The sequence below is a fragment of the Marinomonas sp. PE14-40 genome (genome assembly GCF_051623805.1).
Taxonomy (GTDB): domain Bacteria; phylum Pseudomonadota; class Gammaproteobacteria; order Pseudomonadales; family Marinomonadaceae; genus Marinomonas.
Genome location: NZ_CP130700.1, coordinates 4,199,971 through 4,214,936 on the forward strand (window position 1 = coordinate 4,199,971; position 14,966 = coordinate 4,214,936).

The following is a 14,966-nucleotide window of genomic DNA, read 5'->3' on the forward strand; positions in this document are numbered from 1 at the left end:
TTATCTTCACTTGTTGGCTCCTTTTGTTAAGAAGCCATTAGTTAGATTGTTTAATGGGGCTAATTGATTAGCTCTGGCCCCATAATGCTGTAAGGCAAGTAAGTTGATAGTGCTGGAACATAAGTCACTATGATCAGGAATACCATTAGTACAGCAACGAATGGCATAGCCGCTCTTACGACTTGCGCCAGACTCATACCGGTAATACCTGAAGTCACAAAGAGGTTGAGGCCGATAGGCGGTGTGATCATACCTATTTCCATGTTCACGACCATGATAATACCTAGGTGAATTGGGTCTATGCCAAGTTGCATCGCAATAGGGAAGACAACGGGTGCCACGATCACTAATAGACCCGATGGCTCCATGAACTGACCACCAATCAAGAGAAGTACGTTGACAGCAATCAAGAAGGTGAACCAGTTAAAGCCGACACCTAGCATCCACTCGGTAATCATTTGCGGAATACGTTCAGAAGAGAGGGTGTGAGCAAACAACAAGGCGTTAGCAATAATGAACATCAACATGATGGTCGTTTTTGTACCATCTAGCATTACCTTACGAGACTCACCGCCAAACAAGGCAGGGAAGAAGGCGCGAGTCATTTGACCTAGGTTTCGTGCCCAGATAGGCAGACCTGCTAACAAGCATTTGAACAAAGGTGCGTTAATCGCATGACCACGTTTGTAAATATAGAAAATAGCGAGACCAACACCCATTATTAGGCCCCAGATAGCACGATCACCAGAGGTAATGGTTTCGCTATCGGCTAGCGCGAAGAAGGATAGGATCTCCCATACTAAGAAGAAAGAAACACCATAAACACTGCCATTAAAGCCAACACGGGCAATAGCAGAGTCTGACTCTTCTACCCAAGGCGTGTTTTTAAGTGGCCCCATATCACGATAAACAAAGAGTGCGATAAAGATAGAGTAAACCGCAGCAACTACTGCCGCTTCTGTTGGTGTGAAAACACCACCATAAATACCACCCATGATGATAACGACTAGGAACAAGCCCCAACCCGCTTCTTTACCACCGCGTACAATATTACCAAACCCTTTCCAAGGTTCTGCCGGTAGGCCTTTAATACGAGCAACCACATAGATAGCTAGCATTAACATACCGCCAGCTAATAGACCTGGAAATACCCCCGCTAGGAACATACGACCAACAGAGACGTCGGTTGCAGCCGCGTACACTACCATTACGATAGAAGGCGGAATCAAAATACCTAAGGTACCTGCATTGGCGATAACACCAGAGGCGAACTCTTTTGAATAACCGACTTGGCGCATCCCCGCAATGGCGATTGTACCGATAGCGACAACGGTTGCTGGTGATGAGCCTGATAATGCTGCAAACATCATACAAGCGAGTACCGATGCCATTGCCAAACCACCACGGAAGTGACCAACAGCGGCAATCGCAAAGTTAATCAAGCGTTTTGCCACACCACCTGTGGACATAAAAGACGATGCCAAGATGAAAAACGGAATCGCAAGTAAGGTGTAATGCTGGCCTGCTCCAAATAAGGATAAGGCGATTGATGATAATGAATCGTGAGAGAAAAAGGTCACGAATAAAATAGAAGATAGACCTAAAGATATACCTACAGGTACCCCGATAAAGAGTAACCCTAGCACTAGGCCGAATAAAATTAATGATTCCACAACGAGCTCCTTAGCCGCAAGTTAGATAGGTTAGTCTTTTAAAACGTCTTTATTTTCTTCAACCAGATCTTGTGCTTCGTGACCACTGATCAGCATCTCTCTTTCGCCTTTATAAATGGCAATGAAAGCTTGAATCGAGCGGAAGCAAAGCATGGCTAAACTTATGGGTAAGATCACCAAGACTAACCAGCGGTGAACACGGGGTTTAATATCTAATAACTCTTGCAGGAATACAGGGTATCTTAACTCTTCAGAGCCAATGCCAATCTTGAACATCTTGCTCCAGTACTCAATCGCGCCGCCTCTTACATCAACGTTAAGTAGGGTTAACCAAGTAGAATCAAGCAGGATGAAGCCATACATCATGGCTGCAAATGCACCTGTGAGGGACAGAAATTTGCGAGTTTTAGACGGAACCGCGTTTAAGACAATATCCACCCCTAGGTGTAAGCCGGTTTTAATACCGTAGCTCATGCCTAGAAGGATCAACCAAGAAAACGCAATCGTGGTAAATTCAAGTGCTGCATGCCAGCCAGTATTAAAGCCATATCGGGCAATAACCTGTCCAAACGAAACGAGCATAATGGAGGTAATAACCAAAACCATGAGGTTTTCTTCAGCCTTATCCACGGCGTTAGGATAGCGCTTCTCTAATCCCCAGAGAATCAGAATAAATAGTAATAGATAGAAGTGTGGCCAATATGCCATGACAGTCTCCAGACTCATATTCAGATAGACGGTAACTTAAAACGGACCTTACCCCACGGATCGAGTCAGCATGGGATAGGGCCAAAAGGAGTGTACTTTTAGTGCTTAATGGAGATGAAACAGTACACAAAACTGGGCAATAGGTGGGAGATGAGGGTCCCACCTATCATTAGCAGCTTAGGATTCAGCTGCTGCTTTGACTAGATCTTTACCAATGTATTGATCAAATTGAGACCAAACTGGCTTCATAGTATCAACCCATTCTTGACGTTGTGCTGGTGTAAGGGTGTTAATCTTACCGCCTGCCTTCAAGATGTTGGCACGGTTAGCCGCTTCTTTCGCTTTAACCGATTGGTTTGCCTCTTGAGTCACATCATTCGCAATTTGCATGAACTGAGCACGCGTGCTGCTATCTAGGCTGTCTAGGAACTCAGAAGACGTCATGAACAAGTAAGCCAATAGCTGGTGGTTTGTTTCTGTGACACTGTTTTGTACTTCAAAGAATTTCTTAGTGTAAATGTTAGACCAGGTGTTTTCCTGACCATCTACAACACCTGTTTGTAATGCGCCGTATACCTCAGAGAAAGACATCGCCTGTGGTGAAGCTCCCATTGCAGAGATCATTTGCTTAGCAACATCAGACGTTTGTACGCGGAATTTCAAACCTTTTGCATCACTTGGTACTTCAAGTTTTTTGTTAGCAGAGAAGTATTTCATGCCAGACATCCAGTAACCTAGACCAACAAAGCCAGCGTACTCATCCATCTCGGTTAGTAGTTCTTTACCTTCAGATGATTGAGTGAAACGAATCGCATGGTCCATGTCTTTAAAGATGAAAGGTAGGTCGAAAACACCATACTTGTCTGTATAAGAACCGAACTTAGATAGGGAAGGCGCTAACAATTGAACGTCGCCAAGTAACAGTGCTTCTAGCTCTTTACTATCACCAAACAAAGTCGAGTTTGGATAAAGTTCTACACAAAGTTTGCCGTTCATTTCTTTGTTAACACGATCAGCGAACTTGTTAGATGCAACCACTTTAGGGTGAGTTGTACCGCCCGTTACATGGCTAAATTTAACAACGCGTTCACCTGATTCACAGCTAGCTTGAGCGCCAGTGGCAGCAAGTGTTAGAACAGCAGCAGAAAGAGCAAGATTAAATTTTTTCATTTTTATTAGACTCCGACAGGGTACTTATTATTGTTTGTCTGTATGACTTAAAAGAGGCTTATGGGCTTCTTTTAAGCTGTTAATGCCTTAACTATGAGATTAATGGCATATAAACTTCTATGTTACGGAGCTTACATAGCAGGAAGGGTGCCAACTTATTATTTTAAACTTAACTACTTGAATAATAAGGGTAATTATTTTTTATTTTATATTTTCGTCGACGTCTTCACTTTCTTCTTGGGGGTAATATGACTCATGAAATAAGGCTGATGGGTGGGATGTCACCCATAATCATTATTTATCCTAATTCACCTTTTTTGATAATGCTAAGTAACTGAAACATAAGAATAAAACCCTTAAATCTAGAGAAAAACATAAAATCGAATGTAAATAATATTGTCGATATATGTTCCAAAAAGTGAAATTTTTGCTTATAAATTTAAATAGGGGTAATTCCACCCAATTGAAAATTAGCGATTAAAAAACAAAGGGTTAATTTTATGGTGAGCAAAAATATGACATTAAAATGCCTAAACTGAACTATTATCAGTTAAATGTGGTTTCTTTACATAATTAGGTCATTAATCTTTAATATCTTGTCTATAAGTTAGCTATGCTAAATAAAATAAAAAATATTTATGATGGGTTTCCTATGAAAGCTCCTTCTGTGTTGCCTGCTTTATTCCCTGGTTTTGTGAAAGCCAGCCTGCTATTAATTTTTCTCGCTTTTAATCTTACCGTTGCTGCAAGGTCGGCACCTTTGGTGTTTTTAGCAGATCACTTTCCTCCCTACGAATTTGCTAATCCTATGGGTAAAGCTTTGGGATTTGATGTGGAAGTGATAGACAGAGTTTTCAAAGACATTGATGTCGATGCTCAATTTAAATTTGTACCTTGGAATCGAGTCATTAATACGGTCAAAAAAGGAGAGGCAGCAGGCTACTTTTCTTGTGCTTATAAACCAGAAAGGGAAGCTTATTCCTATTACTCAGATCTATTAAGTACAGCAACACAAGGTATCATTGTTAAGCGTGGCTTTGATGTGTCAGGTATTCGTTATGTGTCTGATCTTAAACGTTTACGCATTGGTACCGTGGAAGGTTATGCGGCAAACCAATATCTAAAAGATGCGGATATTGAGTTTGAGAAGATTGGCCACATTAGTAATGCTTTTCCTATGTTATCTCGTGAGCGTTTTGATGCCCTATTTTTAAGTTTAGAAGCGGGGATGTATTTGGCCTCTGAGGCAGGGCTAAGTGATCAACTTGCTTATATTCCGATGCAAGATATCCCTGTGAGAAAGTATTACCTCTGCTTTAGTAACCAGTTAGAAAACCATAAAGAAATCGCTGAGAAATTTAACAAAAAACTCGCTGAATTTAGAGAAGATGGTACCTATGAAATGATTCATGACAGGTACCGTTAATCGAAATAGCTTTCTAGTTGTTAAATGATCAAGAAAAATAAAGTTGAGCTTATAACAGATGAAGTGACACAGACTGTCTAAGTGCCTTATCTATGGCTTTTTTAGAGTGGAGTTTAAACTGAGTAAAGTTAGCCTCTTTTAGAGGATTTAGTGCCGCTTCTCTCAATAATGCCATTTCTTTGCTTTGGTCCTTTTCTTTTGCTATCACGCTGCGATACAACTGAGCTCTAATGGTTTCATAGGGTCTGTGGTGGTGAGCAAAGAGCTTAAGATCATGCTGATCTTTTTCAGCCTCAATTGCTTTGAATGAGGCTGTTTCTATATAGTCTAACTGATCCTTATTGGGTCCTGTTTGCACTAGTGCTTGTGCGAGTTTTTGCTCAATATCTGGGTAGTCTCTGTCTAAATTTTGTTTAAGGTTTGATAAATAGAAGGCCTGATATAAACGGCTCAGCTTTTCTGCTTTGGCATTTAGTGGCTTTAACATCATGACAGAATAGCAGCCGCTAGCTTGATCTCTTGATGTCCCTAAACGGACGCAGATAAAACCATTTTTTTGCCAAAAGTTAACCACATCAAAAGTGGCTGCAAAGCTAGTTGATAAAAAGTCGACTCTATTTTCTGTTCCAGCCTGACCTATTTTAGTTAGTAACTCGCTGGCATAACCCTGCTTTTGTAAATGACTTTGGCTGGCAATACGGCTAATACGCCAATATCGATAATCTCCAGCATCTAAATGACCTTCATGGGCGAGTAGTGATTGAGGTAAGAGATGGCCTCTAGGGCGCCTAATACCTTGTGCGACAGCCAGTGCAAGAGAGGGATCCAATTGACCTTCTTCGCTAATAACTGAAGTAGAAATAAGTTGATTTTCTGCTTTCAAAATCCAAGTACTAACACTTGGATCATCTAGTATCCATCTTATATCATCTGGTGATGTTTGATAGTGTGCGCTCACTAATAGAGAGAAGCACTGGAGCAATGCTTGTTGGTTAACTTGCCAATCACTTTGACTGATTTTCTCAAGGTTTAATGTATGCGTTTGCTCAAGTGAGTGGTGACGATTATGGTGTGGGGTTATCTCTTCATTGGTTTGAGCTTTTATCAGTAATAGGTCACTGATAAAGGCTTCTAATGCATCGCCTTCACGCCAGCGAATAGGCTCAGATAAGGTCAGTGTGTTAAAGCGCTGACTCTCTTGTTTCAAATAATCAATAAACTTAATACCAAAGCCTCGGCCAGAACCTTCGTAACCATGATTTGTTGAGGAAAAAATTAAATGCTTATAAATACCGAATAAAGACGTCAGCATGGGGAGGGGCAAAGCGGCTGCTTCATCGACAATGAGGACGTCTAGTTTTTTTGGACTATGTATCAAGCTATCGGGTGAAAAGAATAAGTTATGCGCTAAATTTTCTGTCTTTGAACTATTGTCTAATGTTTGAAAATAACTCTTCTCTAATTGCGCAATAGCGGCTTTATTTGGGCCTGTTATTGCAACACTCATCTCTGCTGACATTTGATTAAGTTGTGCCAGAGCAATGCCTAACGCTGTTGATTTCCCTCTTCCTCTATGGGCAAGAACGAAGCTAGCGGATTTATTTTCTAAGGATGTTTTTCTCTGCTCATTGGCTTTTATCGCAAAGGTTTTTATGGCTTCGATAAGCTGGTTTTGCTCTTTGCTGGGGATAAGGTCTTTTGGGCCTTTTTGAATGCTAGCGAGAGCATGAGGTGCGCTAGTGAAAGTGCCAAGTTTAATATGCTGTATCTTGTTTAGTTTTAACTTGGCTAAAAAATATTCTTTAAAGTTAGGCTTAGCATCAGCAGAAGTAAGCGGCCAAGGCAGATAACGGGCCTGCTCTTGATCTATGCTATTTAGCCAATGCTTTAAATCTCTTAAGGCGAGCGCCAGAACGCCACCGCCTTTAATTGTGCCTGCGATAAGGCTGATAGCAGAAGCGGATAGGCCTGCTTCTATGTCTAGAAAAACCGCTTCATGGCTTTGTCCTAATACTTGCTTAAGTTTTTTGTTAGCAATCTTGGTGCAGGTTTCAAGCTGAGGGTTTTTGATCGCATGAAATATATCAAGATCTGGTGCTGCTAATATTGGCTGACATAAGTTTTCAGTTAGGCTGAAAAAATGGTCAAGACACGCATCAAGGTCGCCTTCAAGCAGTACAAAATGACGGTGATGATGAGCAGGGTTAATATCAGACATAGATAGGTGTTAGCTGGTAAGCATAATCAAGATGTCTAATCATACTCGCCCATCTAGCTTGTGCTCAAGCAAGATAAGAATCTAATAACGAAAAGAAAACAGCCGAGTTCAATCATGAACTCGACCTTTTATACTGCTACTTCAGTTTGAAAGAACTTAAATCTTGCTGTAGCTGTTGGCTTAACGCTTTGATGTTTTGGCTGTGTTGGCCTGATATCTCAGCTTGAGAGAAGGTTTCGCTGGCGCTCGTTTTCATTTCAAGGCTGCTGCTGCGTATCTGGCCTGATGCCGCACTTTGTTCTTCTGTCGATGCCGCAACGGAAGACATACGTGCTTCAACTGTGCTGATAGAAGCCTGTATTTGAGCTAGAAGCTCACCTGCTTTACCCGCTTTTTTCACACTATCAGCAACTTGCTGACTGCCAGACGCCATGCTGTTTACCGCTGATTGGCTGTTTTGTTGCAAGCTTTCAACCACCTTACGAATCTCTTCAGTAGACTGCTGTGTTCTCTGGGCTAATACTCTAACCTCGTCAGCAACAACCGCAAAACCACGGCCTTGTTCACCCGCTCGTGCAGCTTCAATGGCGGCATTAAGGGCCAATAAGTTTGTTTGCTCTGCAATTGAGTTGATGACATCAACCACATCGCCAATGCTTTTACTGTTCGCTTCTACTTCTTCTATGACATTAGAGGCATGAGTAAAAGCATTTGAAAGTTCACCTACAGTGACTTCAACATCTTTCATTGCATCATTACCGTCATTGGTAACGACTCGTGCATTGACGGTTTCTTCAGACACTTCATTAGCGGTATTAGCTACATGTTCAATGGAACTTGCTACCTGATCGATCGCCGAAGCCACTTGTAAGCTTTCCATTTCGTTCTTACTAGATTGATGCTTTAGCTGATTGTTAGCCTGATCGATAGAGTGAGATGATTCAATCAACAACTCACTAGAATTACGCACTTGAGTAATAACGCCAATCAGGCCATCACGCATAGCCGTAATATCGCGTTTTAAAAGGTCCATTTCGTTTTTACTGGCGCGGCTGTTTAGTGCTTTAAAGCGAAAATCTAATTGACCTTGACCTAATAACTCTAAACCTTGAGTGATTTCTTTCATAGGCTGAAGTGCACGTCGGATGATGAACCAAAGTAGCGCTGAAAGCAGCAATGCACCGATAATTGATAGCATACCTAAATTAATAATATTGCTGATAATCAATCCTTGGTATTCATCACGGTAAAGCTTAATCGCAACGACCCAATCCCATCCTTCGATATGTTGGAAGACTGCTTTAGAATGCTGTGCTTCTTGGTCACGGCCGGCTACTTTTGCCAAATAAATGATGTTGCCTTGCTTACTTTTATACATTTTAGCAAAGGTGCTTTTTAACTCAGGAAACTCTTGGTAAAGGTTCTTCCCAGTGAGTGTTGGGTGCAATAAAAGTTGGGCTTCATTCTTACCCGTATCTGTAATGTAGACATAACCAGATGAGCCAAAGGTAAGCTTACCTAAAGAGTGGTTAATCTCAGCCAGAATATCATCATAAGCAACACCAATATAAAGAATGGCAATGGTTCTTCCTGACTTGGTCACAGGCACATATTTAGTCATGTAGTTTTTGCCAAATAAAAAGGCTTTACCTACATAAGCTTGGCCAGACATGAGTTTTTGATAACCAGGGTGCTTATTACCTAAATAAGTACCAATGGCTCTGGTGCCATTCTCTTTTTTAAGTGAGGTGGTTGCTCTTAAAAAGTCGTTACCATCACGTACAAAAATAGTGGCAGAAGCACCAGTAGAACGAGTGAACTGATCAATTTTTTTGAAATTTAGGTTGAGTACTTCACCTTCTAAGGTCACAACAGGGCTATCGAATGCACCAACCTTGATCGTTTCGTCTGGATTGACTTCTAGTGCTTTAAATTCATCATTCAATACTGCTGATAGGGTATGAGTCATTTGCATAATCGAATCGTATTGAGCTTCAAGCTGCGAGGTGATTAAGCTGACTTCTTTTACCTGATTAGTATCGGAAATTTTATTTATCTCTTTGTAGAACACCATAGAGACAACTAATAAAAATAGAGAGATTGCGAGTACGACGCTAATAAGCGCACTAATACTTAGCTGTCTTGGGAGCGACCAGCGAGAATAAAAATTAAACATTACCTATCCTTTGTATGATGAATTTCACTATTTAATGAGAATGATTATCAATTGATTATAATTTATATTTATTTTACTTACATGTAAATGACAATCAGTAACAAAAGTGAGCAATCTTACATTTATGCTTATTTTTTGCACTAGGTATTTTGCTTAATTTTCTATTTTTTCGCTTTAAGAACAATAAGGTATGGTTTTAGGTAAGTATTAAGAGGGAAAGCGTGGTTGTAAGGTAAAGAAGTTAGAAAACCTGTTTAGGAAGGCTAAAGGCCTTTATAGTAGACCTTTAGCCGAGTATTTCTAGCTTAATTCGAATGTACTTAAGTCATTTTGTAACTGGTTTGTAAGTTGCTTTATCTTTTTAGTGTGTTGTTGAGAGGACTCTGCCTGTAGGAATGTTTCACTGGCACTGCTTTTGAGTGAGTGAGTGCTGCTACGTATTTGTGAGCTGGCGACACTTTGTTCCTCTGTTGAAGCTGCAACAGAACCCATACGGATTTCAACTTCGCTAATGGATTGCTGAATTTGGGTGAGTAAGTGTCCTGCATCGGCAACCTTATCTATGCTCTCTAATACTTGCTGATTACCTTTAGCCATATTATCAACCGCAGCTTGTGTATTCGTTTGCAGTTTTTCAACCACCTGTCTTATTTGCTCGGTTGATGTTTGAGTACGCTGAGCTAACACTCTGACTTCATCCGCCACGACAGCAAAACCTCTACCTTGCTCTCCTGCTCGTGCGGCTTCTATCGCTGCGTTGAGTGCTAACAAGTTTGTTTGCTCGGCTATGCCATTAATGGTATCAACCACTTCTCCTATGCCTTGGCTATTGGTTTCCACTTCTTTAATGATGCTAGATGCTTGATGGAATGCTTCTGATAACTGTGCCACAGTCGCTTCAACTGCCTGCATAGCAGAGTTACCTTGGCTAGAAATCATGCTGGCATTGGTCGTTTCTTGCGAAACTTGGTTAGAGTTATTCGCTACCTCTTCAATGGATTGTGCAACTTGTTCGATTGCAGATGCCACATGCAAGCTCTCTTGTTCACTTTGGCTCGCTTGGCTCTTGAGTTGAGAGTTAGCACTATTAATTGATTCTGAAGAGGCTATCAATCGTTCGCTTGAACCTCGTACTTGCTTAATCACATTGATTAGTCCGTCGCGCATGGCGGTGATATCACGTTTTAAAAGGTCAACTTCGTTACGACTGGTTCTTGGATTTAACGATTTAAAGCGAAAAGAGAGTTGCCCTTTACCTAGCTTAGAAAGGCCTTTGGTGATCTCTTTCATTGGGGCAAGGGCATAGGCAATCTGTAAACATAGGGCGAGGCTGAGTAAAGCTGCACCGATAATACTGATTATGATAATCGGCATAAGTTTGTCTCTAATCACAGCGGCATATTCATCATCATAGGTTTTTAAAACAGCGACCCAATTCCAACCTTCAACATGATGAAAAAACACCTTAGAGGCTCTAACGTCATCGCCTTTGCCTTTTATTTTTAAAGAGTAAACCGCGCTACCTTGCTTGCTTTGATAAAGCTGTTCAAATGTACTTTTTATCTGCGGGAATAAGGTATAAAGGCTTTTACCAACAAGGCTTGGGTGAATCGTCAAAACAGATTCTTGCGCCCCTGTATCTGTGACATAAATATAACCCGATAGACCGATTTTTATGTCATTTATCTTCTCTCTGATATTAACAAGTAACTGGCTATAGTCGTAATAAGTCGCAAGTAATACCGGTGCTTCCCCTTGATAGCGAATAACCTGATATTTAATCAAAAAATCGGCGTTATTAAAGTGTTGTTTTAAATAAAGGTCTTGACCTTGAAAGAGTGGGGCAAAGCTAACGTCTGTCGCACTTATTTGCTTTAAATTTGCTGGTGTAGATAAGCTGCTTAAGGCTTCTTGGTAGCCATTGTTTGTGTTGGTATAAAGGCTATATTGGGCGCCGCTTAGTTGAGCCATCTTAGCTAAATAAGCGGTATCTAGCTGAGTTCCAGACAAGCTTAGATTGGACTGTGTCGCTGACGCTGTATTCTTTGTTTGTGTCAACGTTGAGAAGTGTTGCAAGCTTTGTTTAGCTTGAACATCAAGGCTCATTTTTATCGCTAAAAAATCAGATTCTAACTGCTGCGCAATGAGCTTTACTTCTTGGGACTGATGATCCTGAGCTATCTCGTCAATGGCAGTATTAAATACCCTAATGATAAGTAATAGCAGGATCAGAATAAAAACGGAGACAGAGAAAAGAGCACCTAACCCTAATTGCTTGGGTAAAGACATCCTTTTTAGCGAGATTTTCATAGAAACTTCCATAATTTAATGAGAATGTAATCTAGGGATGAAACGCCTTCTTAAATCCCTTCATCATTCGATTGAATTTAATTTGAGAACGTACAGCGTGACTAACATATTTATTAATTAGGTGTTACTAATGCCTTGCTTAAGCTCGCTCCTTTACCAGTTTAAAGCCTTGATTAACGGGCTTTTGGTTGGTTTTAAAAGAGATAAGCTGCTTGTGTTATTCTTAATAAATAGGCAGACATATTAGTGTAATATCCCTTCAATTCGAGTACATCGAATATCGTTTTTATGTTCTATTTGGTTGATCTCAATCATAAAAGTTGATATTTGTTGAGTACTTAATTGTCTGCTTTTTAGTCTTGATCATGAGCAAGCGCTTTTTTAAAAACTTGCGCTCTAAGGTAGGCTAAAGAGATGTGCTAGCAGCAATCATATAAAAATAATAAAGAGGGATGCATGTTTGAATTTCGCCTGCGAAGCGTTAATCATGTTTTGGACAATGTAAAAAAATCGATTTTTTTCAGCGCTATCGGATTCGCTTTCACCCCAACAGTGATAGCAGCTGACACACTTAAATTAACCACAGGAGAATTTCCCCCTTATATTTCATCGAGCAGTCAGCATTTAGGCCCCCTATCTCAGATTGTAAGTTTGTCATTTGAAGAGCTTGGATATCAAACCCTTATAGATTTTAACCCTTGGAATAGAGCCTTAAAAATGGCGGATAAAGGACGGGTGGATGCGACTTATGCTTGGTCTGTCAAAGCGGATAGGCAGGCTCATTTTTTATATTCCAAACCTTTATTTATCTTTGAGCAAAGAGCTTTTGCTTTAAGCAAAACCCAACTTGATGTGGCTAGAACGGCCTCCGCAAAAAGCATTCGATTATGCCGGCCACAGGGTTATACCCTACAAGGCCATTCTCAGGTATTGATGAATTCTGGGGTAGCGGTTCATTTTAGTCCGCCGGATGTCGCAACTTGTTTTAATATGCTCAAAGCTGAACGAGTCGATATAGTTGTCGTTGATAAGCTCGAAGGCTATAGCTATGCATCTAAACAATTTAAATCTTTAGATGAAATAAAAGTATTAGATAAAGTTTTTTTCAAGTATTCGAATCATTTGCTTGTGTCTAAACAGCACCCTAAAGCTGAAAAATTAATAGAAGATTTTAACCAAGGCTTAGATAATTTGATGGCATCGGGTAGATATCAAACCATTCTGTCTGATGAGCTGGGCCTTTAGTTCATTTTGAGCGCTTAATTTAATTGGATTAAGTTCTTACTCTACTAACCCTTTAAGAGCTTGCTTAAAGACGCTAGAGTAGTGGGCATAGAAGCGCATTGCTCCTTCTTGATTTAAATGGATTCAATAAATAGCGTTGTCTTTTGGAGAGTACTAAATGAAAAAGATTAAAAATGAGGCCCAATTAGCGAAAAAAGCGGTTGAAGTGGGCGAAAAGTATGCTCTAAAACGAGGTTATTCAGGCTTTCAAGCAACTATGTCGGCAAATGAAAAAATCGAAGTCTTATATCGATTATTGGTGCAGGATAAATTACTTGTTGCCTTACCACCGGATAAAGAAGATTTACCAAACATGAAACACAAGCTCGCACTTTGGATCCAAAAAGTGCTACCCAAAGATGACCCTTTACTTGCTTAGGTTGCTTACAACGTATTCCAAGCTTCCCTAGTTAATTATTAAGATGATCTGAGTTGAGCTTAGATCATCAGCACTCCCTGTTCATTTCTCACTTAATCACTGCTTTTACCTGACCTTTCTCACGCATTTATTTAGCTCGGTATTTAATTTTTCTTGTATATCTGTTTTTTCATATATATGATTATTCGTATATTTGAAAAAGCATATATAAGGAAGCGCATTTGGACGCGATTACATTATTAAAATGCCTAGGGGATGCAACTCGCTTACGTATCTTACTTTTGACATTAGAAGAGTCAGAGTTATGTGTTTGCGAGCTTGTTGAAGCCTTAGATTTGAGCCAACCTAAAATTTCTAGGCATCTTGCCCTAATGAAAACGGCCAAACTTTTGAGTGACAGACGTCAAGGTCAATGGATTCATTATCGAATAAATGAAGCCTTACCTAAGTGGGCATTAAGCATTATTGATAGCGCGGCAGAAGGTTATCAAGAAGAGTTAACACTTGATAAAGCACGATTAGCAAATATGGGCGATAGACCAGAACGTGTCATAAATTGCTGTCACAATGATTAAAACTAAGTGAGAAAAAAGATGACGATTAAAGTAGGTATAAACGGTTTTGGACGCATGGGCCGCTTAGCATTACGTGCCGCTTGGGATTGGCCTGAATTAGAGTTTGTGCAAATTAACGATCCAGCTGGTGATGCGACAACCTTGGCTCACTTGTTAAATTATGATTCTGTTCAGGGGACTTGGCAGCATAATGCTGAGGCACAAGATGATGAAATTCACATTGCCAACAAGGTGATTAAAACCTCACAAAATAAAGCCATTTCAGAAACTGACTGGTCTGGCTGTGACCTTGTTATTGAAGCCTCTGGCAAGATGAATAAAAAAGCACGTCTTGAAGCTTATCTTGAGCAAGGGGTTAAGCGTGTTGTTGTGACGGCACCGGTTAAAGAAGAGGGTGTGCTCAATGTGGTGATGGGCGTGAATGATGATGCCTATGATAAAGACGTGCACAAAATTGTTACGGCGGCATCTTGTACCACTAACTGTCTTGCCCCTGTGGTAAAAGTGATCCATGAATCACTGGGCATTAAACATGGTTCAATGACAACTATCCATGACATTACCAACACCCAAACTATCTTGGACGCTCCCCATAAAGATCTACGACGTGCCCGTGCTTGTGGTCAAAGTTTGATCCCTACGACAACGGGTTCTGCGACAGCGATTACCCATATTTTTCCTGAGCTTAAAGGTAAGTTGAATGGTCATGCTGTGCGTATTCCTTTAGCGAATGCGTCTTTAACTGATTGCGTATTTGAAGTGAATAAGGCGACTAGCCAAGCTGAAGTGAATCAGTTGTTACAATCTGCAGCTGAAGGTGACTTGAAAGGCATTCTTGGTTACGAAGAAAAGCCATTAGTATCAGTGGATTATAAAGGTGATAAGCGTTCAGGCATTATTGATGCTTTATCAACCATGGTGGTAAATGATACCCAGGTAAAACTGTATGTTTGGTATGACAATGAGTGGGGTTATGCGAACCGCGCTGCTGAACTTGCCCTGAAAGTTGGTTTGTCTGATCAATCATAAGTGAGCTAACTCAGAGTC

The 14,966-nt window shown here is 40.5% G+C and carries 11 protein-coding genes; 5 read left to right on the forward strand and 6 right to left on the reverse strand.

The genetic code is table 11. The features are described from left to right. Positions 1-59: 59 nt before the first annotated feature. From Q0A08_RS19360 to Q0A08_RS19370, 3 genes are all read right to left on the reverse strand, one after another. A complete protein-coding gene (locus Q0A08_RS19360; protein ID WP_438463105.1) occupies positions 60-1,673 on the reverse strand; it encodes a TRAP transporter large permease in 1,614 nt (537 codons plus the stop codon). Positions 1,674-1,703: 30 nt separating this feature from the next. Then, entirely contained in the window at positions 1,704-2,381 is a 678-nt protein-coding gene (locus Q0A08_RS19365) for a TRAP transporter small permease (RefSeq protein WP_438463106.1), read from the reverse strand. A gap of 177 nt (positions 2,382-2,558) precedes the next feature. Further along, entirely contained in the window at positions 2,559-3,551 is a 993-nt protein-coding gene (locus tag Q0A08_RS19370) for a TRAP transporter substrate-binding protein (RefSeq protein ID WP_438463107.1), read from the reverse strand. Positions 3,552-4,203: 652 nt separating this feature from the next. Here Q0A08_RS19370 and Q0A08_RS19375 point away from each other — a divergent pair. Next, complete coding sequence (locus tag Q0A08_RS19375) at positions 4,204-4,977, forward strand: substrate-binding periplasmic protein (protein WP_438463108.1); 774 nt, start codon at positions 4,204-4,206, stop codon at positions 4,975-4,977. Between the two features lie 49 nt (positions 4,978-5,026). Here the strand turns inward: Q0A08_RS19375 and Q0A08_RS19380 are convergent, their stop codons facing one another. The 3 genes from Q0A08_RS19380 to Q0A08_RS19390 form a co-directional block, all read right to left on the reverse strand. After that, positions 5,027-7,195 (reverse strand): GNAT family N-acetyltransferase, encoded by a 2,169-nt coding sequence (locus Q0A08_RS19380; protein ID WP_438463109.1) that lies wholly within the window; start codon positions 7,193-7,195, stop codon positions 5,027-5,029. A gap of 136 nt (positions 7,196-7,331) precedes the next feature. Then, entirely contained in the window at positions 7,332-9,371 is a 2,040-nt protein-coding gene (locus Q0A08_RS19385) for a methyl-accepting chemotaxis protein (RefSeq protein ID WP_438463110.1), read from the reverse strand. Positions 9,372-9,671: 300 nt separating this feature from the next. Further along, positions 9,672-11,681, reverse strand: a complete 2,010-nt coding sequence (locus tag Q0A08_RS19390; RefSeq protein WP_438463111.1) for a methyl-accepting chemotaxis protein — start codon at positions 11,679-11,681, stop codon at positions 9,672-9,674. A 456-nt stretch (positions 11,682-12,137) separates the two neighbouring features. On the opposite strand from Q0A08_RS19390, the gene Q0A08_RS19395 reads away from it, so the two are divergent. From Q0A08_RS19395 to Q0A08_RS19410, 4 genes are all read left to right on the forward strand, one after another. Then, positions 12,138-12,926, forward strand: a complete 789-nt coding sequence (locus Q0A08_RS19395) for a substrate-binding periplasmic protein (protein WP_438463112.1) — start codon at positions 12,138-12,140, stop codon at positions 12,924-12,926. 157 nt (positions 12,927-13,083) lie between these two features. Continuing rightward, positions 13,084-13,344 (forward strand): DUF5062 family protein, encoded by a 261-nt coding sequence (locus tag Q0A08_RS19400; protein ID WP_438463113.1) that lies wholly within the window; start codon positions 13,084-13,086, stop codon positions 13,342-13,344. A gap of 221 nt (positions 13,345-13,565) precedes the next feature. After that, positions 13,566-13,919 carry a metalloregulator ArsR/SmtB family transcription factor gene (locus Q0A08_RS19405; protein WP_438463114.1) on the forward strand — a complete coding sequence of 118 codons (354 nt, stop codon included), beginning with the start codon at positions 13,566-13,568 and terminating at the stop codon, positions 13,917-13,919. Between the two features lie 18 nt (positions 13,920-13,937). Then, positions 13,938-14,948, forward strand: a complete 1,011-nt coding sequence (locus Q0A08_RS19410; protein ID WP_438463115.1) for an ArsJ-associated glyceraldehyde-3-phosphate dehydrogenase — start codon at positions 13,938-13,940, stop codon at positions 14,946-14,948. Positions 14,949-14,966 lie beyond the last annotated feature (18 nt).

Bases quoted from the DNA above. Each gene is read 5' to 3' on its own strand.
- Q0A08_RS19375 (WP_438463108.1), top strand. From the start codon at position 4,204: ATGAAAGCTCCTTCTGTGTTGCCTGCTTTATTCCCTGGTTTTGTGAAA.
- Q0A08_RS19390 (WP_438463111.1), bottom strand. From the start codon at position 11,681: ATGAAAATCTCGCTAAAAAGGATGTCTTTACCCAAGCAATTAGGGTTA.
- Q0A08_RS19380 (WP_438463109.1), bottom strand. From the start codon at position 7,195: ATGTCTGATATTAACCCTGCTCATCATCACCGTCATTTTGTACTGCTT.
- Q0A08_RS19385 (WP_438463110.1), bottom strand. From the start codon at position 9,371: ATGTTTAATTTTTATTCTCGCTGGTCGCTCCCAAGACAGCTAAGTATT.
- Q0A08_RS19410 (WP_438463115.1), top strand. From the start codon at position 13,938: ATGACGATTAAAGTAGGTATAAACGGTTTTGGACGCATGGGCCGCTTA.
- Q0A08_RS19395 (WP_438463112.1), top strand. From the start codon at position 12,138: ATGTTTGAATTTCGCCTGCGAAGCGTTAATCATGTTTTGGACAATGTA.
- Q0A08_RS19400 (WP_438463113.1), top strand. From the start codon at position 13,084: ATGAAAAAGATTAAAAATGAGGCCCAATTAGCGAAAAAAGCGGTTGAA.
- Q0A08_RS19365 (WP_438463106.1), bottom strand. From the start codon at position 2,381: ATGGCATATTGGCCACACTTCTATCTATTACTATTTATTCTGATTCTC.
- Q0A08_RS19370 (WP_438463107.1), bottom strand. From the start codon at position 3,551: ATGAAAAAATTTAATCTTGCTCTTTCTGCTGCTGTTCTAACACTTGCT.